The 22,389-nt window shown below is 72.5% G+C and carries 1 protein-coding gene; it reads right to left on the reverse strand.

Going from position 1 to position 22,389, the window contains the following annotated elements:
• The gene (locus tag OG289_RS06375; RefSeq protein ID WP_327313015.1) at positions 1-22,374 is read right to left on the reverse strand and encodes an SDR family NAD(P)-dependent oxidoreductase; all 22,374 of its coding nucleotides are present in this window, start codon (positions 22,372-22,374) and stop codon (positions 1-3) included.
• Between the last annotated feature and the right edge of the window lie 15 nt (positions 22,375-22,389).

Raw genomic sequence — 22,389 nt, forward strand, 5'->3', positions numbered from 1 at the left:
TCAGGAAATGCCCAGCTCTTTGTTGATGAGGTCGAACATCTCGTCGTCCGTCGCGGATTCGAGTCCGGTGGCGGCCGTCGTGGTGCCGTCCGCGCCGTTCGTGCCGTCCGTGTCGTCCGTCCACCGGGCCAGCAGGTCCCGCAGCCGGGCGGTCACCTTGTCGTTGAGCGCGCCGTCGCTCTCCGCTCCGTCGGCCGCGCGGTGCGCGTCGGCCATGACGGACTCGAGCTTGTCGAGTTCCGCGAGGAGGATGTCGGCCGGTCGTTCGTCCTGTGGTGCGCACTGGTCCAGCAGGTGGCGGGCGAGGACCGCGGGCGTCGGGTAGCTGAAGATCAGCGTGGCCCGCAGGGTGAGTCCGGTGGCCGTACCGAGCCGGTTGCGCATCTCGACCGCGGTGAGCGAGTCGAAGCCCAGCGACTTGAACGGCCGGTCGGCGTCGACCGCTTCGGGGTCGGAGTGCCCGAGGACCGCCGCGGTGTGGGTGCGGACCAGGTCCAGAGCGGCCCGCTGTCGTTCCTCGGCGGGCAGCGGGCGCAGCTGCTCGGTGAACGACAGCCGCGTACCGCTTCCGCCGTCCTGGGTGCCGCTCGCCGGGCCGGCGGTGTCCGCCGCGGCCCGCCGGACCGGGGTCCGGGCCAGCGCCTTGAGCAGGGCGGGGGGTTCGGCGCCGCGGCGTTCCAGCCCGGCCAGGTCGAGGCGGGTGGGCAGCAGCAGCGCCTGGTCGGCGGCGAGGGCCGCGTCGAACAGGGCGAGGCCCTCCTCCGCCGGGAGCGGGGCGAGGCCCATGCGGCCGATGCGCCGCAGGTCGGCGGCGCCGAGGGTGCCCGCCATGCCGTGGTCGGTCTCCCACAGGCCCCATGCCAGGGAGAGCGCGGGCAGCCCCTGGGCCCTGCGGTGCTGGGCCAGGGTGTCGAGGAAGGCGTTGGCGGCGGCGTAGTTGGCCTGTCCCTGGCTGCCGAAGGTGGCGGCCACGGAGGAGAAGAGGACGAACGCCGACAGGGGCAGGTCGCGGGTCAGTTCGTGCAGGTTCCACGCGGCCTGTGCCTTCGGGCGCAGGACGCGGTCGACGCGGTCGGGCGTCATGGCGTCGAGGATGCCGTCATCGAGGATGCCGGCCGCGTGGACGACCGCTGTCAGCGGGCGCTCGGCGGGGATCGCCGCGAGCAGGCCGGCCAGGGCGTTCCGGTCGGCGATGTCGCAGGCGGTGACGGTGACGGTGGCACCCAGCCCGGTGAGTTCCGCGGTGAGCTCGGCGGCACCCGGGGCGTCGGGGCCGCTGCGGCTGGTCAGCAGCAGATGGCGGACGCCGTGGCGGGTCACCAGGTGCCGGGCGAACAGACCGCCGAGTGTGCCGGTGCCGCCGGTGATCAGGACGGTGCCGTGGGGGCGGGGCTGCGCCGCGGGGCGACCGTGGTGGGCGGCTTCTCCGGTGCGTCCGGCGGTGACCGGGCCTTCGGCGTGTCCGGTGCGTCCGGCGGTGGCCGGGCTTTCGGTGTGTCCGGCGGTGGCCGGTTGTCCGGGGGTGGCAGGTGGTCCAGCGTGTCCGGCGGTAACCGGGCCTTCGGCGTGTCCGGCGGTGGCCGGGTGTCCGGCGGTGGCCGAGACTCCGGTGCGTCCGGCGTCGGCCGACGTGCGGGCGAGGTCGACGGGCAGTTCGGGGACGGTGAGGACGATCTTGCCGGTGTGCCGCGCCTGGCTGAGGTGGCGGAAGGCCTCGGGGGCCCGCCGTACGTCCCAGGTCGTGACCGGGAGCGGGCGCAGTGCCTGCTGCTCGAACAGCGCGAGCACGGCCGTCAGCATCTCGGCGGTGTGGTCGGGGTCGACGTCCCTGAGGTCGAACGCCTGGTAGACCACGCCCCGGTGCTCGGCGGCGACGGTCTGCGCGTGACGCAGGTCGGTCTTGCCCATCTCGATGAAGCGTCCGCCGCGGGGCAGCAGCCGGAACGACGCGTCGATGAGTTCGCGGGCCAGGGAGTTGAGGACGACGTCCATGCCTCGGCCGGAGGTCACCCGCAGGAACTTCGCCTCGAAGTCGGTGTCACGGGAGGACGCGATGTGGTCGTCGTCCAGGCCCATCGCCCACAGTGTCCCCCACTTGGCGGGGGCTGCGGTGGCGAAGACCTCCGCGCCCAGGTGCCGGGCGAGCTGGACGGCGGCCATGCCGACGCCGCCGGTGCCCGCGTGGACGAGGACGGCCTCGCCGGGGCGCAGATCCGCCAGGTCCACCAGGCCGTGGTAGGCGCTGAGGAAGACGATGGGCGCCGCGGCGGCCTCGGTGAAGGACCAGTCGTCCGGCTGTCGTGTGAGCAGCCGGTGGTCGGTCACCGCGAGCGGGCCGTACGCCCCGGAGAAGAGTCCGAGCACCCGGTCGCCGGGGGTGAGGCCGGTGACACCCGGGCCGGTCTCCAGGACCACGCCCGCCCCCTCACGGCCGGGCACCTCGCGGTCGAGCATGCCCAGACAGACCAGTACGTCGCGGAAGTTGACGCCGGTGGCCCGCATCGCCACCCGGACCTCGCCGGGGGCAAGCGGTCCGGTGACGTCGGGGCAGCCGACGAGGGCCAGGCTGTCGAGGGTGCCGGGCGTGGTGACGTCCAGCCGCCACACCGGCTCACCGGGCGGCGGGAGCAGCGCGCCGCCGGTGCCGGCCGGGGCCAGCCGGGGCACGAGAGCGGCATCGCCGCGCAGGGCGAGCTGCGGTTCGCCGGAGGCGAGCGCGGGGGCCGGGTCGGTCCGGTCGCCGGCACCGCTGGTGCCGCCGGCGCCGGGAACCGCGTCGGTGGCGCCGGGTGCCTCGGGGGCCAGGTCGAGCAGGACCAGGCGTCCGGGGTGCTCCGACTGCGCGGAGCGGACGAGCCCCCAGACGGAGGCGGCCACCGGGTCGGTGAGCGCCCGGTCGCCGTCGGCGGGCACCGCGCCCCGGGTCACCAGCACCAGCCTGGCGGCGCCGAAACGGTCGTCCGCCAGCCAGTCCTGCACGAGGGAGAGGACGTGGTGCAGCACCGTCCTGGTGGCGTCCACGGCCTCCGAGGCGAGGGTGCCGTGCGCGCCCTGCAGCGGGGCCGGTCCCCCGGTCCCGGAAGGACCGCAGGCGACGAGCACCGCACCCGGCAGTGGCGTTCCCGCGGCGACCGCCTCGGCCAGCGCCGTGACGTCCGGGTAGCGACCGGCCGGCGCTTCGCCGAGCCCGGCGATCTCGGGTCCGACGACGGCCCACCGCGCGTCCCGGTCGGGGAGGGGACCGGACGGTGCGGGCAGCGCGCTCCAGTCGACCCGGAACAGCGCGTCACGCGGCGCCGCCGGGCCGTCCGCGGCGGGAGCCAGTGCGTCCCCGCTCAGCTCGCGCAGCGTGAGGGCGTCGACGCGGGCCACGTCACGGCCCTCGGAGTCGGCGACGATGAGGGTGATCGTGTCCTCGTCCACGGGCGACAGCCGCACGCGTACGGCGGACGCGCCGACCGCGGTCAGCGAGGCGCCACTCCAGGAGAACGGCAGCCGTACCCCGCCGCCGGCGGGTGCGTCGCCGGAGCCGTCCGCCGTGGCCCGGCCCGCGGCGAGCCATGCGTGCAGTGCGGCGTCCAGCAGGGCCGGGTGCAGGCCGTGGCGCCCCGCCTCCTCCTGCTGGTCGGCGGGCAGCCCGACCTCGGCGTAGACGTCCTCGCCCTGGCGCCAGACGGCACGCAGGCCCTGGAACACGGGGCCGTAGGTGTACCCCTCGTCCGCGAGACGGTCGTAGAAGCCGTGCAGCGGGACGGAGTCCGCGTCCTTGGGCGGCCAGGTCGCGAAGTGGCCCGCGCCGTCGAGGCCGTCCGCCTCGCCGTTGTGGTCCGCGTCGAGGAATCCGCCCGCGTGACGCACCCATCCCACGGCCCCGGCCCCGGCATGGGCCTCGCCATCGGCGGAGTCGGCCCGCGAGTGGACGGACACGGTCCGCCGTCCCGACTCGTCCGGGCCGCCGACGGCGACCTGGATCCGGACAGCGTTGTGTTCGGTGAGGACCAGCGGTGTCTCGAGCGTCAGGTCCGCCAGCCGGGCGCAGCCGACGCGGAGACCGGCCTGGAGCGCCAGTTCCAGGAAGCCCGTGCCCGGGAAGAGGACCGTGCCCGCCACCGCGTGGTCCCGCAGCCACGGGTGGGTCCTGAGGGAGAGCCTGCCGGTGAGCAGGGCTCCGCCGCCTTCCGCCAGCGTGACCTCGGCGCCGAGCAGCGGGTGTCCGGCGGCGGTGAGCCCTAGCCCGGCCGCGTCACCGGCCGTGGCGCTCGGGACACCCGGCCAGAAGCGCTGCCGCTGGAACGCGTACGTCGGCAGGTCGGCTCGGCGTGCGCCGCTGCCCGCGAACACGGCCGGCCAGCGCGGTTCGGTGCCCCGGACGTACAGCTCGGCCACGGCGGTCAGGAGTGTCGCGAGTTCGTCGCGGTCCTTGCGCAGCGTGGGCACGAGGAGCGCCTGCTCGGCGGGGTCGGTGTGCACCTCGGCCCGGGCCAGCGCCGTGAGCGTGCCGTCCGGCCCCAACTCCAGCCAGTTCGTGGCTCCTTCGGCCCGCACCCGGCGAACTGCGTCGGCGAACCGCACGGCGTGGCGGACGTGCCGCACCCAGTGGTCGGCCGTCATCAGGTCGTCGGCGTCGGCGAGGTCGCCGGTGAGCGCCGAGACGACGGCCAGCTGCGGACGACCGTACGCGAGGCTCTCCGCGACCGTACGGAACTCGGCGAGCATGGGCTCCATCAGCGGGGAGTGGAAGGCGTGGCTGACCCGCAGCCGGGTGACCTTCCGGTCGAGGCCGCGGAAGTGCGCGGCGATCTCCTCGACGGCCGCCTCGGTGCCCGCGACCACGGTCGCCTCCACACCGTTGACGGCGGCGATGCCGGCCTCGGTCTCCCGGCCCGCCAGCAGCGGCAGCACCTCGTCCTCGGACGCCTGGAGCGATACCATCGCCCCACCGGCCGGCAGCGCCTGCATCAGCCGGCCGCGCGCCGCCACCAGACGGCACGCGTCGGCCAGCGACCACACCCCCGCGACATGGGCGGCGGCCACCTCACCGACGGAGTGACCGAGCAGCACGTCCGGACGCACACCCCACGACTCCAGCAGCCGGAACAGGGCCACTTCCAGCGCGAACAGCGCAGGCTGGGCGTACTCCGTGCGGTTCAGTACGTCGGCCTCCGCACCGAAGACCACCTCCCGCAGCCCGAAGGGCAGTTCCGCGTCCACGGCGTCGAACGCCTCGGCGAAGACGGGATACGCGTCGTACAACTCCCGTCCCATGCCCAGCCGTTGTGAGCCCTGGCCCGCGAAGAGGAAGGCCGTACGGCCGCCATCGGCGACCGCCGTGCCGCTGATCACCTGCCCGACGGTCCGCTGCTCGGCCACGGCACGGAGGCCGACCAGGGCCTGCTGCCGGTCGGCGGCCACCACCGCGGTCCGGTGCTCCAGCGCGGAACGTGTCGTCGCGAGGGACAGGGCGACGTCGTGGTGCGACAGTTCGGTGTCCGAGGCCAGGAGACTCCCCAGGTGTTCGGCCTGGACCCGCAGGGCCGCGGGTTCGGCGGCGGAGAGGGGGATGAGGGTGGCACGGCTGTTGGTCTCGTCGGTGTGGCTGTTGTCCTCGTCGGTCTCGTCCGCCGGGGCCTGTTCGAGGATGACATGGGCGTTGGTGCCGCTGATGCCGAAGGACGAGACACCGGCACGGCGGGGCCGGTCGGCCGGCTGGGGCCACTCGGTGTTGTCGGTCAGCAGGGTGATCTCCCCTGCCGTCCAGTCGACGTGGGAGGAGGGCTCGTCCACGTGCAGGGTGCGCGGCAGTACTCCGTGCCGCATCGCCATCACCATCTTGATGACGCCGCCCACCCCGGCCGCCGCCTGCGTGTGACCGATGTTCGACTTCAACGAGCCCAGCAGCAGCGGCTGTTCGCGGTCCTGGCCGTAGGTGGCCAGGAGTGCCTGGGCCTCGATCGGGTCGCCGAGCGGTGTGCCGGTGCCGTGCGCCTCCACCGCGTCCACATCGGCGGGCCGCAGACCGGCCCCGGCCAGCGCCTGCCGGATCACCCGCTGCTGCGAGGGACCATTCGGCGCGGTCAGGCCATTGGACGCACCGTCCTGGTTGACGGCCGAACCCGCCACCACCGCCAGCACCCGGTGCCCGTTGCGCCGCGCGTCCGACAACCGCTCCACCAGCAGCAGACCCACACCCTCCGACCACGCCGTACCGTCCGCGCCGTCCGAGAACGCCTTGCACCGGCCGTCCACCGCCAGCCCCCGCTGCCGCGAGAACTCCACGAACATCTCCGGCCCCGCCATCACCGTCACACCACCGGCCAGCGCCAGATCACACTCACCCGAACGCAGCGCCTGCGCCGCCAGGTGCAGGGCCACCAGCGACGACGAACACGCCGTATCGACCGTCACCGCAGGACCCTCGAAACCGAACGTGTACGCGATACGCCCCGAAGCAACACTGCCGGTGTTCCCGGTCATGAGGTAACCGCCGGAGTCGAGCTCGCCCGAGCGGAGGACGGAGCCGTAGTCCTGGGCCATGGCGCCGGCGAAGACACCGGTACGGCTGCCACGCAAGGTCGCCGGGTCGATTCCCGCCCGCTCCAGCACCTCCCACGACGTCTCCAGCAGCAACCGCTGCTGCGGATCCATCGCCAGCGCCTCACGCGGCGAGATCCCGAACAACCCGGCATCGAACTCAGGCGCGTCGTGGAGGAATCCGCCCTCGCGGACGTAGGTACGACCGGGCGTGCCCGGCTCGGGGTCATACAGCCCGTCGAGGTCCCAGCCACGGTCGCCCGGGAACCCACCGATCGCGTCGCCACCCTCGCTCACCAGCCGCCACAGGCCCTCGGGCGAGCCGACCCCGCCGGGGAACCGGCACGACATACCGACGATCACCACCGGATCGTCGGTCACACTCGTCGGTGCAGGCAGTGTCGCGTCGACGGTGCCGGGGCCGCTGTCCTCCACCAGCTCCGTGAGCAGCAAGCGGGCCACGTCGGCCGGGGTCGGGTAGTCGAAGACCAGGGTGGCGGGGAGCCTCATGCCGGTGGCCGCGTTCAGGCGGTTGCGCAGCTCGACGGAGGTGAGCGAGTCGAAACCAAGGTCCTTGAACGTGTGTTCCGCCTCGACCTCCCGCGTCGAACCGTGCCCGAGCACGGAGGCGGCCTGCGCCGAGACGAAGCCCCGCAGGAAGCGCTCACGCTCGACCACCGGAAGGGCGAGCAACTGCTGCCGCAGGCTCGTGGCCTCGCCGCCTGCACCGGTCCCGGCCCTGCGGCGGCCATGGTTGCGAACCAGGGCACGCAGCAGCGGGGACACGTCTTCCGGTGCCCGTCGGCGCAACGCCGTGATGTCCATGTCGACCGGCAGCACGGCGGCTCGTGCCAGGTCGGCGCTCAGCTCCAGCACCGTGTCCAGCAGTCCCAGACCCCGCTCGGGAGAGAGCGGAAGCATCCCGCTCCGTGCCAGGCGCCGCAGGTCCGCCTCGGTCAGCTCGGCGGTCATGCCCGCGCCCGGCGCCCAGGGACCCCAGGCGAGGGCGGTCGCGGGCAGGCCGGCGGAGCGGCGGGTGGTGGCGAATGCGTCCAGGAAGGCGTTGGCGGCGGCGTAGTTGGCCTGGCCCGCTCCGCCGAACGTACCGGCGACGGAGGAGAAGACGACGAACGCGGACAGGTCGGCGTCGCGCGTCAGCTCGTCCAGGTGTGCGACGGCATCGCTCTTGGGCCGCATGACGTGCGCGAGCCGGTCGGGGGTGAGGGAGGCGACCACACCGTCGTCGAGGACGCCTGCCGTGTGGATCACTGCGGTCAGCGGATACGCCGCGGGGACACCTGCGAGGGCGGCGGCGAGCTGGTCACGGTCGGCCACGTCCAGTGCGGCGACCTCGACCTCGGCTCCCAAGTTGGCGAGTTCCGCGACGAGTTCGTCCGCGCCCGGCGCTTCGAGGCCACGCCGACTGGCCAGCAACAGATGCCGCACGCCGTGCCCGGTCACCAGACGGCGCGCCACCAGCGCACCCAGGCCACCCGTGCCACCGGTCACCAGCACCGTGCCGTCGGGGTCCAGCGGCGCCGGAACCGTGAGGACCACCTTGCCCACATGCCGCGCCTGCGACAGGTACCGGAACGCCTCCGAAGCCCTGCGCACGTCCCAGCAGGTGACAGGCAGAGGCTCGAGCACCCCCGCCTCGAACAACACCACCAGCTCGGCCAGCATCCGGCCGATCCGCTCCGCCTCCACATCCATCAGATCGAACGCCCGGTACAACACCCCAGCGTGCCGGGCAGCCACGACCTCCGGGTCCCGGACATCGGTCTTGCCCATCTCCAGGAACCGACCACCACGCGGCAGCAGCCGCAGCGACGCATCCACGAACTCACCGGCCAGCGAGTCCAGCACGACATCCATGCCCCGGCCGGCCGTCGCCGCGAGGAACGCCGCCTCGAAGGCCGTGTCCCGGGACGAGGCGATGTGCGCCTCGTCCAGGCCCAGAGTCCGCAGGGTGTCCCACTTGCCGGCACTCGCCGTACCGAACACCTCCGCGCCCAGATGCCCCGCCAACTGCACCGCCGCCATGCCCACACCACCAGCAGCCGCATGCACCAGCACCGACTCCCCCGGCCGCACGGCGCCCAGCTCGGTGAGCGCGTAGTACGCCGTCAAGAACACCACCGGCACCGACGCCGCCTCCGCGAACGACCAGCCCTCCGGAATCCGGACCACCTTGCGCGCATCCGCCACCGCCACCGGCCCGAACGAACCCGAGAACATGCCGAACACACGGTCACCCACGGCCAGCCCCGACACACCCGGGCCGACCTCGGTCACCACCCCCGCACCCTCCAGACCGAAATCCCTCGCATCCCCCGGATACATGCCAAGCGCGTTCAACACATCACGGAAATTCACACCCGCCGCCCGCACAGCGATACGAACCTGCCGTTCCGCCAGGTCGGTCGAAGGAGCGGCACACAGCGCCAGGCCCTCCAACGTCCCCTTCTCCACGACGTCCAGCCGCCATTCCGGCTGTCCCTCGGGCACGGTCAGAGCGGGAGCGGTCGCGGCGCGCACCAGCCGGGGCGCGTAGGCGGCACCGACACGCATTGCCAGCTCCGGCTCGCCCGCGGCGAGCGCCGCCGGCACCTGGGACCAGGACTCGTCCGTGCCGTCCAGGTCGAGCAGCGCGAACCGGTCCGCGGCCTCGGCACGTGCCGCGCGGACCAGACCCCACACCGCCGCCAGGGCCGGATCGGGGGACGATTCGTTGACCGCTACGGCCCCTTCGGTCACGAACACGAGACGAGCGCCGTCGAACCGCTCCTCCCTCAGCCAGGCCTGGACGTGGGCCAGTACGGCGGCCGTGCTTTCGCGCGCGGCGTCGGCCGGGCCACCGGTCGGCCGCTGCACCCGCACCAGGACATCCGTCCCGGGCTCAACAGCCTTGTCGGGCAGTCCGGTGGGGAGGTCGGAGGGGTGCGTCGGGTCTTCCGTGGACGGCTCCAGCAGGACAGGAGTCCAGTCGGTCTGGAACAGGTGGTCGACGTGGCCACTGTCCCCCGTCAGCAGGTCGCCGGACGGCTCCCGCAACACCAGCGACTCCACCGAGGCCACCAACCCGCCCACCGGATCCGCCAGCTCCAACGCCACCGAGTCCGACCCCAGCACCACCATCCGCACACGCAACGCACGCGCACCCGACGCCCACAACGACACCCCGGACCACGAGAAAGGCAACCGCGCCCGCCCGTCCCCGAACACCGACGTGAACACCACGGCGTGCAACGCCGCATCCACCAACGCCGGATGCGCCCCGAACCGCTCCGCCGCCTCCTCGTGTCCCTCCGGCAGCGCGACCTCGGCGAAAACCTCCTCCCCGCGCCGCCACACCCCACGCAGCCCCCGGAACACCGGACCGTACGACAACCCCAGCCCGGCGAACCGCTCGTACACACCCTCGACCGGCTCCGCCACCGCACCCCGCGGCGGCCACACACCGAAGTCGTGGGAATCGACGGACGGGGCGTCCGGAAGGACGGTCAGTGTCCCCGTCGCATGCAAGGTCCACGGGAGGTCCTCGGGCAGGTCCTCCGGACGGGAGTGGATCTCCAGCGCGCGCCGGCCCGCCTCGTCCGCCGCACCCACCCGCACCTGGACCCGGACCCCACCCCGCTCAGGCACCACCAACGGCGCCGCGATCGTCAGATCCTCCACCCCGTCACAACCAGCCTGCTCACCGGCCCGCAACGCCAACTCCAGGAAACCCGTCCCCGGAAACACCACCACACCCGCCACCACATGATCACGCAACCACTCCTGCGCAACCAACGACAACCGACCCGTCAACAACAGACCATCCCCACCGGCCAACTCCACCGCGGCACCCAACAACGGATGCCCCGCCGCACCCAACCCCACCGCACCCAGATCCCTGGTGAAGAGCGCCGAGGCACCGGGCCAGAAGCGGCGCCGCTGGAAGGCGTAGGTCGGCAGGTCGACGAGCGTCGCGGCAGAAGTCGGACGGGCGAAGACAGCGGTCCAGTTGAGCGTGGCGCCTCGTACGAAGAGCTCCGCTGCCGCGGAGAGGATCGAGTGGGTCTCGGAGCGGTCCTTGCGCAGGGTCGGGGTCAGCAGACGCCCCTCCGCGTCACCGTCGAGACCACCCTGAGCCAGCGCGGTCAGCGTGCCGTCCGCACCCAGCTCCACGAACCGCGACACACCCAGCCCGTCCAGACACCGCACCGCACCCGCGAACCGCACCGGCCGACGCACATGCTCCACCCAGTACTCCGGCGAGGACAGCTCCTCGGCCGACGCGGCCTCCCCGGTGACGGTCGAGACGACCGGTATCCGCGGCTGCCCGTACGACAGACTCGCGGCCACCGCCCGAAAGCCGTCCAGCATCGGATCCATCAGCGGCGAATGGAAGGCGTGGCTGACCCGCAGGGATGTGACCTTGCGGCCCTGGGCGCGGAAACCGTCCGCGATCTCCTCGACCGCAACCGCCGAACCCGAGATCACCACCGCCTGCGGGCCGTTGACCGCCCCGATACCCACCTCATCACCGAGCAGAGGCAGGACCTCCTCCTCGGTGGCCTGGAGCGCCACCATCGCACCACCCGACGGCAGGGCCTGCATCAACCGGCCCCGCGCCACCACCAGACGACACGCGTCCGACAACGACCACACACCCGCCACATGCACGGCAGCGATCTCACCGATCGAGTGGCCGGCGAGGACGTCCGGACGCACACCCCACGACTCCAGCAGCCGGAACAGCGCCACTTCCAGCGCGAACAGCGCGGGCTGGGTGAACTCCGTGCGGTTCAGACGCTCGGCATCCTCACCGAACACCACCTCCCGCAGATCGAAGGGGAGTTCCGCATCCACGGCGTCGAAAGCCTCGGCGAAGACGGGATACGTCTCGTACAACTCATGGCCCATCCCCAGGCGTTGCGAACCCTGCCCCGCGAACAGGAACGCCGTGCGACCGCCGGTCTGCGCGGAGTCCCGGATGACATGGGGCTCGGTCCGGCCCTCCGCCACTGCGCGCAGAGCGTTGAGCAGCTCGTCCCGGTCGGCGGCCAGGACGACCGCGCGGTGTTCCAGGACGGTGCGTGTGGTGGCCAGCGCGAGGGCGGCCTCGCTGAGGGAAAGGTCGGGTTGTGCCTCGACGAACGCCGCCAGGTTCTCGGCCTGGGCCGGCAGCCCACCGCCGGCCGCGGACAGCACCCACGGCAGGACACCCGGGACCGCCCGTGCCCCGTCCGTTTCGATGACCTCCGTGTGCGGCGCCTGCTCGAGGATGACGTGGGCGTTGGTGCCGCTGATGCCGAAGGACGAGACACCGGCACGGCGGGGCCGGTCGGCCGGCTGGGGCCACTCGGTGTTGTCGGTCAGCAGGGTGATCTCCCCTGCCGTCCAGTCGACGTGGGAGGAGGGCTCGTCCACGTGCAGGGTGCGCGGCAGCACACCGTGCCGCATCGCCATCACCATCTTGATGACGCCGCCCACCCCGGCCGCCGCCTGCGTGTGACCGACGTTCGACTTCAACGAGCCCAGCAGGAGCGGTTGTTCGCGGTCCTGGCCGTAGGTGGCCAGGAGTGCCTGGGCCTCGATCGGGTCGCCGAGCGGTGTGCCGGTGCCATGTGCCTCCACCGCGTCCACATCGGCGGGCCGCAGACCGGCCCCGGCCAGGGCCTGCCGGATCACCCGCTGCTGCGAGGGACCATTCGGCGCGGTCAGGCCATTGGACGCACCGTCCTGGTTGACGGCCGAACCCGCCACCACCGCCAGCACGCGATGGCCGTTGCGCCGCGCGTCCGACAACCGCTCCACCAGCAACAGACCCACACCCTCCGACCACGCCGTACCGTCCGCGCCGTCCGAGAACGCCTTGCACCGGCCGTCCACCGCCAGCCCCCGCTGCCGCGAGAACTCCACGAACGTGTCCGGCGTGGACATCACCGTCACACCACCGGCCAGCGCGAGGTCACACTCGCCGGAGCGCAGCGCCTGCGCCGACAGGTGCAGGGCCACCAGCGACGACGAACACGCCGTATCAACCGTCACCGCAGGACCCTCGAAACCGAACGTGTACGCGATACGCCCCGAGGCAACACTGCCGGTGTTCCCGGTCAGCAGGTAGCCGTCGGCGCCTTCGGAGGTACCGCGCAGCGATGAGCCGTAGTCCTGGGCCATGGCGCCGGCGAAGACACCGGTACGGCTGCCACGCAGCGTCGCCGGGTCGATCCCCGCCCGCTCCAGCACCTCCCACGACGTCTCCAGCAACAACCGCTGCTGCGGATCCATCGCCAACGCCTCACGCGGCGAGATACCGAACAACCCGGCATCGAACTCCGTCGCGCCGTAAAGGAAACCGCCCTCGCGGACGTAGGTACGACCGACCGTGCCGGGCTCGGGGTCGTAGAGCCCTTCGAGGTCCCAGCCGCGGTCGCCCGGGAACCCGCCGATCGCGTCACCGCCCTCGCTGACCAGCCGCCACAAATCCTCGGGCGAGCCGACCCCACCGGGGAACCGGCACGACATACCGACGATCACCACCGGATCGTCGGTCACACTGTTCGGCGCAGGCAGTACGTCGACGACCGCCTGCTCCTCTCCTCCCAGAAGCTCTGACCCGATGTGCCGGATCAGGGCGGTGGGCGTGGGGTAGTCGAAGATCAGGGTGGCGGGCAGCCTCATGCCGGTGGCGGCGTTCACACGGTTACGGAGCTCCACCGAGGTCAGCGAGTCGAAGCCCAGTTCCTTGAAAGTGTGGTCCACCTCGATGTCGGCGGCGGAGGCGTGACCGAGCACGGCGGCCGCAGCGCCCTGGACCAGATGGGACACGAGTCGCTCGCGGTCTGCCGGCGGAGCCGCCGTGAGCTGTGCCTTGAGATCCTGGTGCTCCAGTCCCTTGCCGATACCGACCTCGGCCCTGCGACGGGCACGGACCCGCACCAGAGCACGCAGTACGGCGGGAACCTCCTCCGCCGCCCGGCGACGCAGCCCCGCGAGATCCAGGTCGATGGGCAGAACCGCTGCCCGCTCCAGCTCAGCGCCCTGCTGGAGGACCGCGTCCAGGAGGCCGAGGCCCCGATCGGGGGCAAGCGGCACCATGCCACCGCGTGCCATGCGGCGCAGATCCGCCTCACTCAGGTCAGCGGTCATACCGGCGCCGGGAGCCCACGGACCCCAGCCGAGGGACGTCGCGGGCAGACCCGCCGTCCGACGGAACGACGCGAATGCGTCCAGGAAGGCGTTGGCAGCCGAGTAGTTGGCCTGCCCCGCACCACCGAAGGTGCCCATGACCGAGGAGAAGACGACGAACGCGGACAGGTCGGCGTCACGGGTCAGCTCGTCCAGGTGCGTCACCGCGTCGACCTTCGGCCGCAGCACCCTCGCGAGCCGCTCCCCGGTGAGGGACGACACCACCCCGTCGTCGACGATGCCCGCCGTGTGCACCACGGCGGTCAGCGGATGCCCGTCGGGAACCGTGGCCAGCACAGCCGCCAACTGGTCACGCTCGGCGACATCGACCGCTGCCACCTCGACCTCGGCTCCCAAGTCCGTCAGTTCCGCGACGAGTTCGTCCGCGCCCGGCGCTTCGAGGCCACGCCGACTGGCGAGCAGCAGATGCCGTATGCCGTGCCCGGTCACCAGGCGGCGCGCCACCAGCGCGCCCAGGCCACCCGTGCCACCGGTCACCAGCACCGTGCCGTCGGGGTCCAGCGGCGCCGGGACCGTGAGGACCACCTTGCCGACATGGCGTGCCTGCGACAGGTACCGGAACGCCTCCGAAGCCCTGCGCACGTCCCAGCAGGTGACAGGCAGAGGCTCGAGCACCCCCGCCTCGAACAACACCACCAGCTCGGCCAGCATCCGGCCGATCCGCTCCGCCTCCACATCCATCAAGTCGAACGCCTGATAGACCACCCCCGCATGCTCGGCAGCCACCGCGTCCGGGTCCCGGACATCGGTCTTGCCCATCTCCAGGAACCGACCACCACGCGGCAGCAGCCGCAGCGACGCATCCACGAACTCACCCGCCAGCGAGTCCAGCACGACATCCATGCCCCGGCCACCCGTCGCCGCGAGGAACGCCGCCTCGAAGGCCGTGTCCCGCGAGGAAGCGATGTGCGCCTCGTCCAGGCCCAGAGTCCGCAGGGTGTCCCACTTGCCGACACTCGCCGTGCCGAACACCTCCGCACCCAGATGCCGCGCCAGCTGCACGGCTGCCATGCCCACACCACCAGCAGCCGCATGCACCAGCACCGACTCCCCCGGCCGCACGGCGCCCAGCTCGGTGAGCGCGTAGTACGCCGTCAAGAACACCACCGGCACCGACGCCGCCTCCGCGAACGACCAGCCCTCCGGAATCCGGACCACCTTCCGCGCATCCGCCACCGCCACCGGCCCGAACGAACCCGAGAACATGCCGAACACACGGTCACCGACCGCCAACCCCGACACACCCGGGCCGACCTCGGTCACCACACCCGCACCCTCCAGACCGAAATCCCTCGCATCCCCCGGATACATGCCAAGCGCGTTCAACACATCACGGAAATTCACACCCGCCGCCCGCACAGCGATACGAACCTGCCGTTCCACCAGCTCGACCGAAGGAACACCGCACAGCGCCAGGCCCTCCAACGTCCCCTTCTCCACGACGTCCAGCCGCCACGCGGACTCACCCGCCGGCACCGCCAGCCCCGCACCGGACACCGCACGCACCAGACGCGGAACGAAGACCGTGCCTCCACGCACCGCCGCTTCCGGCTCACCAGAGACCAGCGCACCACCCACCACGGCCCACGACTCGTCCGTACCGTCCACGTCGACCAGCACGAACCGCCCCGGATTCTCCGCCCGAGCCGACCGCACCAGACCCCACACCGCCGACAGCACCGGATCCGCCGCCCCGCCGTCCCACGCCACCGCCCCCTCGGTGACAACCACCAGACGGCCACCCTCGAACCGCTCCTCCGCCAGCCAGGCCCGCACCAGGTCGAGCGCGGTACGGGTGACGGCGTGGGCAGCTGCCGGCCGACTGCCGTCGGGGCTCTCGATCCGCACCAGCACGTCACCGGCCGCGGCCTCGGTCGGTTCGGGGAGCCCGGTGTAGACCTCCGGGACCGATCCCGGGGCCGCCGGGATCCGCACCCAGTCGAGCTGGAACAGTCCGTCTCGGCCGCCGTCGGCCGGTGCGACCCCACTGGTCGCCTCGCGCAGCACGAGTGAGTCCACGGAGGCCACCGCTGCGCCGGTCGTGTCCGCGAGTTCGAGCGTCACGGCGTCCGGTCCCGCCGGAGCCACGCGTACCCTCAGCGCACGCGCGCCCGAGGCCCACAGCGACACCCCGCTCCAGGAGAACGGCAGCCTGAGCGCGTTCCCGGCGCCGAACGTGCCCCGCAGGACCGCGTGCAGGACGGAGTCCAGCAGCGCGGGGTGCATCCCGAACCGGTCCGCGAGCTCCTCATGCGCCTCGGGGAGCGAGACCTCGGCGAAGACCTCATCGCCGCGCCGCCACATCGCGCGCAGGCCTCGGAACACCGGACCATACGACAGACCCAGCCCGGCGAGACCCTCGTACGCGCCCTCGACCGGCTCCGCCACCGCACCCCGCGGCGGCCACACACCGAGGTCGAACGCGCGATCCGGGCCTTCAGCCGCGGTCCCGCCGCTCACCACACCGGTGGCGTTGAGGGTCCACGCCTCATCCTCCGTCGCCTCGCCCGGCCGGGAGAAGACACTGACGCCCCGGCGGCCCGACTCGTCCGGGCCGTTGACCAGCAGCTGAACCCGCACACCACCGTGCTCCGGGAGCACCAGCGGTACGGCGATGGTCAGTTCCTCCACCCGGTCGCACCCCACCTGGTCGGCCCCGCGAAGGACCATTTCCAGGAAGCCGGTGCCGGGGAACAGAACTGCGCCCGAGACCACATGGTCGCGCAGCCACGGGTGGCTCCGCAGCGACAGAAGTCCGGTGAAGACCACGCCTTCGGAGTCGGCCGGTGCCAGCGCCGCTCCGAGGAGGGGGTGGTCGGCGGCCGAGAGGCCGAGTCCTGAGAGGTCACCGTCGAACCTTTCCCCGGCCTTGGTGGGCCAGTAGCTCTTGCGCTGGAAGGCGTACGTCGGCAGGTCGACCGGGCGGGCCCCTGTCCCTGCGAAGACCTCGGCCCACTCCACGTCACCGCCACGGGTGAACAGGCCGGCGACCGCGGCCAGCACCGCCTCGGCCTCCGGCCGGTCCTTGCGCAGGGAGGGAACGAGCAGCTGTCCGTCGGCGTCCACGTCCAGGCAGGCCTGTGCGAGCGCGGTCAGTGTGCCGTCCGGACCGAGTTCCACGAACCGCGAGACACCTTGGCCCGCGAGGGTGCGCACGGCGTCGCCGTAGCGGACCGCCTGGCGCACGTGGCGCACCCAGTAGTCGGGGGTCATGAGCTGCGCGGGCTCCGCGGTGGTCCCGGTGAGCGTGGAGACGAGGGCCAGGTGGGGTTCGCGGTAGGTCAGCGTCTCGGCCACGGCCCGGAAGTCGTCGAGCATCGGGTCCATCAGCGGCGAGTGGAACGCGTGACTGACCCGCAGGGCCGTCGCCCTGCGTCCCTGGTCCCGGAAGTGCGCGGCGACCTTCTCCACGGCATTTGCGACACCGGCGATCACAATCGCACGGGGTCCGTTGACCGCCGCGATGCCCACCTCGTCTCCGAGGAGGGGCAGGACCTCCTCCTCGGTGGCCTGGAGCGCCACCATCGCACCACCCGACGGCAGGGCCTGCATCAACCGGCCCCGCGCCGCCACCAGACGACAGGCGTCCGACAACGACCAGACACCCGCCACATGCGCGGCAGCGATCTCACCGATCGAGTGCCCGGCGAGGACGTCCGGCCGCACACCCCACGACTCCAGCAGCCGGAACAGGGCCACTTCCAGCGCGAACAGCGCGGGCTGGGTGAACTCCGTCCGGTTCAGACGCTCGGCGTCCTCACCGAACACCACCTCCCGCAGATCGAAGGGGAGTTCCGCGTCCACGGCGTCGAAGGCTTCGGCGAAGACGGGATACGTCTCGTACAACTCCCGGCCCATGCAAAGACGCTGGGAACCCTGACCCGCGAAGAGCAGAGCCGTCTTCCCCGCCCGCGTCTGCGCACCCCGGATCAATCCTGGGGCATCAGCGCCCTCCGCCAGCGCACGCAAACCCCTCAGCAAGTCGTCCCGGTCGGCGGCCAGAACGACCGCGCGGTGCTCCAGGACGGTCCGTGTGGTGGCCAGCGCGAGGGCGGCATCGGCGAGGGAGAGGTCGGGTTGTGCCTCGACGAACGCCGCCAGCTTCTCGGCCTGGGCCGGCAGCCCACCCCCGGCCGCGGACACCACCCACGGCAGGACACCCGGGACCGCCCGCGCCTCGTCCGTTGCGACGGCCTCCGCGTAAGGAGCCTGTTCGAGGATCACGTGGGCATTGGTGCCGCTGATGCCGAAGGACGAGACACCCGCTCGCCGCGAGCGACCCGTCTCGGGCCACGCACACTCCTCCGTCAGCAGTTCCACCGAACCCGCTGTCCAGTCGACGTGCGAGGACGGCTCGTCCACGTGCAGGGTGCGCGGCAGCACACCGTGCCGCATCGCCATCACCATCTTGATGACGCCGCCCACCCCGGCCGCAGCCTGCGCGTGACCGACGTTCGACTTCAACGAGCCCAGCAGCAGCGGCTGTTCACGGTCCTGGCCGTAGGTGGCCAGGAGTGCCTGGGCCTCGATCGGGTCGCCGAGCGGTGTGCCGGTGCCATGTGCCTCCACCGCGTCCACATCAGCGGGCCGCAGACCGGCCCCGGCCAGCGCCTGCCGGATCACCCGCTGCTGCGAGGGACCATTCGGCGCGGTCAGGCCATTGGACGCACCGTCCTGGTTGACGGCCGAACCCGCCACCACCGCCAGCACCCGGTGCCCGTTGCGCCGCGCGTCCGACAACCGCTCCACCAGCAGCAGACCCACACCCTCCGACCACGCCGTACCGTCCGCGCCGTCCGAGAACGCCTTGCACCGGCCGTCCACCGCCAGCCCCCGCTGCCGCGAGAACTCCACGAACATCTCCGGCCCCGCCATCACCGTCACACCACCGGCCAGCGCCAGGTCACACTCACCCGAACGCAGCGCCTGCGCCGCCAGGTGCAGGGCCACCAGCGACGACGAACACGCCGTATCGACCGTCACCGCAGGACCCTCAAAACCGAACGTGTACGCGATACGGCCCGAAGCCACGCTCAGGGTCGTGCCGGTGAGCACATAGCCGTCCGATTCCTCGGCGGCATCGCGCAGGCATGCTCCATAGCCCTGCTCCACAAGGCCTGCGAAGACACCGGTACGGCTGCCGCGCAGCGTCGCAGGGTCGATCCCCGCCCGCTCCAGCACCTCCCACGACGTCTCCAGCAGCAACCGCTGCTGCGGATCCATCGCCAACGCCTCACGCGGCGAGATACCGAACAGCCCCGCGTCGAACTCGGAGGCGTCATGGAGAAAGCCGCCCTCACGCACGTACACGCGGCCCGGAGTGCCGGGCTCCGCGTCGTAGAGGCCGTCGAGGTCCCAGCCACGGTCGGACGGGAAGTCTCCGATCGCGTCCCCGCCCTCGCTCACCAGTCGCCAGAGGTCGTCCGGCGAGCCCACCCCGCCCGGGAACCGGCATGCCATACCGACGATCACCACAGGATCGCCGGTCACACGCGTCGGTGCGAGCGGAGCGGCTTCGGAGGCGACGGCGCCGGACAACTGCCCGTCCAGATAGCCGGCCACGGCTTCGGGGGTCGGGAAGTCGAACAGGAGGGAGGCGGGCAGGGGGAGGTCGGTCGCGGTCTTGAGGCGGTTGCGGAGGTCGACGGAGGTGAGGGAGTCGAAGCCCAGATCCTTGAAGGTGCGGCGGGGTTCGACCTGGTCCGCCGAGTCGTGGTCGAGGATGCTCGCGGCGTGCGCTTGGACCAGTTCCAGCAGGGCGCCCCGCCGGTCGCGTGGGGACAGGCCGGCCAGGCGGTCGTGCAGCGGCGAGGTCGCTTCGAGGTTGTCCTCGGCTTCGGCAACGGTCCCGTCCTCGATGCCCGGAGCCGCCACGGACGCCACCGGGCCGTCCGAGGTCACCGTCGTGGCGGCGGCGTCCGGCAGCCAGTAGCGGCGGCGCTGGAAGGCATAGGTCGGCAGTGGGGTACGCCGGGCGTGGTGTGCGGCGAAGGCGGGGGTCCAGTCGACGGGGAGGCCCCGGGTGTGCAGGGCCGCGAGGGCGGTGAGGAAGGCCACGGCCTCGGAGCGGTCCTTGCGGACGGCGGGGACCGCGAGCGCCTCTTCGTCGTCCAGGCTCTGCTCGGCCAGGGCCGTCAGGGTGCCGTCCGGGCCGAGTTCCAGGAAGCGTCGGGCGCCTTGTGCCTCCAGTGTCCGGATGCCGTCGGCGAACCGGACGGGCCGCTGGACGTGCTGCGTCCAGTGGTCGGGAGATGCCAGCTCGTCGGCCGTCGCGAGGCGGCCGGTGACGTCGGACACGAGGGGGAGGGTGGGCTGTCCGTAGGAGACGTCGGCGAGTACGGCGCGGAACTCGTCGAGCATCGGCTCCATGAGCGGCGAGTGGAAGGCGTGACTGACCCGCAGGGCCGTCACCTTGCGCTCTCGGGCCCGGAAGTGGGCGCTCACCTCATTCACGGCTTCGGCCGTGCCCGACACCACCACCGCGCGGGGGCCGTTGACCGCGGCGATGCCGACCCGGTCGTTCAGCAGCGGCAGCACCTCGTCCTCGGCCGCCTCCACGGCGGCCATCGCGCCGCCCGCGGGGAGGGCCTGCATCAGCCGTCCGCGGGCGACGACCACCCGGCACGCGTCGGCCAGCGACCAGACGCCGGCCACATGGGCCGCGGCGATCCCGCCCACGGAGTGGCCGAGGACGACGTCGGGGCGCACGCCGAAGGACTCGGCGAGACGGAAGAGGGCGACTTCGAGGGCGAAGAGGGCGGGCTGGGTGTACTCCGTCCGGTTCAGCCGCTCCGCGGTCGCGGTGTCGTCCTGTCCGCCACCGAACACCACTTCCCGCAGACTGAACGGCAGTTCCCTGTCCACAGCGTCGAAGGCCTCGGCGAAGACTGGGTACGTCTCGTACAACTCCTGGCCCATGCCGAGGCGTTGTGAGCCCTGTCCCGCGAAGAGGAAGGCGGTGCGCGGGTGTTCAGCCACCCCGCCGGTGTCGGCCGCCCGAACCGAGTCGGCAGCCCGGACCGTCTCGGCAGCCCCGCCGGTGACGACGTCGTTCGACGGAGTGCCGGCCGCGAGGGCGGTCAGGCCGCGCAGCAGTTCCTCGCGGTGCCTTCCGAGGACGACGGCGCGGTGTTCGAAGCGGGTCCTGGTCTCGGCCAGGGAGTAGGCCACGTCGGCCGGGTCCGCTGCGGGGTCGGTCTCCAGGCGGGTGAGCAGCCGGCGGGCCTGGCCGCGCAGCGCCTTGCGGGTCCGGGCGGAGATGATCCAGGGCAGCGGCAGGCGGGAGACGTCGGGGGTGGCCGCGCCCGGCTCGGTGTGGGCCGTCGGTGCCCCGGCGTCGGGCGTCCCGGCGGACGCGGGGGTTGGCCATTCCTCCAGCACGACGTGGCAGTTGGTGCCGCCCATCCCGAAGGAGCTGACGCCCGCCCGCCGTGGGCCGTCCTGGTCGGGCCAGGGCTGGGGCTCGGTGGCGACCCGCAGGTTGAGGGCGTCGAGCGGGATGGCGGGGTTCGGCTTCTCGAAGTTGAGGCTGGCGGGGATCCGCCCGTGGCTGAGGGAGAGGACGGTCTTGACGAGCCCGGCGACACCGGCCGCGCCCTCCAGGTGACCGATGTTGGTCTTGACGGAGCCGACGAGCAGGGGGGTCCCGTCGGTCCGGGCGCCGCCGACGACCTTGCCGAGCGCGGCGGCCTCGATCGGGTCGCCGAGCCGGGTGCCGGTGCCGTGCAGCTCGACGTACTGGACGTCGGCGGGGTGCACGGCGGCCTGGCGGTAGGCGAGGCGCAGCACTTCCTCCTGGGCCTCGCGCAGGGGGGCGGTCAGGCCGTCGCCGCCGCCGTCGTTGTTGGTGGCGCTGCCGCGGATGACGCAGTGGATGCGATCGCCGTCGGCGAGGGCCCGGGCGAGGGGCTTGAGGAGGACCAGGGCGCCGCCCTCACCGCGTACGTAGCCGTTGGCGCGGGCGTCGAAGGTGTAGCAGTGGCCGTCCGGGGAGAGCGCGCCGAAGCCGGCGGAGGCGAGGGCGCTGTCGGGGGCGAGGGTGAGGTTGATGCCTCCGGCCAGGGCGAGTTCGGACTCGCCGCGCCGCAGGCTCTCGCAGGCCAGGTGGACGGCGACGAGGGAGGAGGACTGGCCGGCGTCCACCGTCAGGCTGGGGCCGCGCAGGCCGAGGACGTAGGAGACACGGTTGGCGATGATGCCTCGGTTGAGGCCGCTGAGGGTGTACCGGCCGACGGTCTCGGGGCCGAGGCGGCGGGCGAGGGAGGCGTAGTCGTCCCAGATGGCGCCGACGAAGACTCCGGTGCGGCTGCCGCGCAGCCGCGCGGGGACGACGGCTGCTTCCTCCAGGGCCTCCCAGCCGAGTTCGAGGACCAGGCGCTGCTGGGGGTCCATGGCCGTCGCCTCGCGCGGCGAGATGGCGAAGAAGCCGGGGTCGAAGCGGTCGACGTGGTCGAGGTAGGCGCCGCGGCGGACGGTCCCGGGGGCGGCCGGGTCGGGTGCGGCGAGCGCGTCCCGGCGGTTCCCGGGGGTTTCGGTGACGGCGCTTTCGCCGTCGATCAGGAGGCGCCAGAAAGCGGTGGGGTCGGGTGCCTGGGGAAAGCGGCAGGACATTCCCACGACCGCTATGGCGTTCTCGAGTGCCCTCACGTTCTCGGCTTCCGA

It is taken from the genome of Streptomyces sp. NBC_01235, from assembly GCF_035989285.1.
Lineage (GTDB): Bacteria > Actinomycetota > Actinomycetes > Streptomycetales > Streptomycetaceae > Streptomyces.